At 45.2% G+C, this 292-nt stretch carries 1 pseudogene; it reads left to right on the top strand.

The features are described 5' to 3' along the window. Window positions 1–95: 95 nt before the first annotated feature. A pseudogene (gene gatB, locus CAN34_RS13910) lies at window positions 96–292 on the top strand (Asp-tRNA(Asn)/Glu-tRNA(Gln) amidotransferase GatCAB subunit B); the annotation flags it as partial.

Here is a 292-nt window from a genome sequence, read left to right as displayed (position 1 = left end):
AAAGAGACGTTAAAATACAACCAGCAACAACGACTGTTAATAATGCCTTTCGCTAACATTCGTTTCGTAAAGAGCTTTTTGTTGATGGCTATGAAGTGGTCATCGGTATCGAGATTCACTGCCAGCTCAATACGGAAAGTAAAATATTCTCAAGCGCACCGACTGACTTCGGTCATGAGCCAAACACCCAAGCCAGCATCGTTGACTTAGGTCTACCCGGTGTATTGCCAGTTCTAAATGCTGGCGTGGTTGATCGTGCGCTAAAATTCGGTATCGGCGTCAATGCTGAGCT

Source organism: Psychrobacter sp. DAB_AL32B, from assembly GCF_002224105.1.
In the GTDB taxonomy this organism is placed as follows: Bacteria; Pseudomonadota; Gammaproteobacteria; order Pseudomonadales; family Moraxellaceae; genus Psychrobacter.
This window is presented reverse-complemented; position numbering and strand designations above follow the sequence as displayed.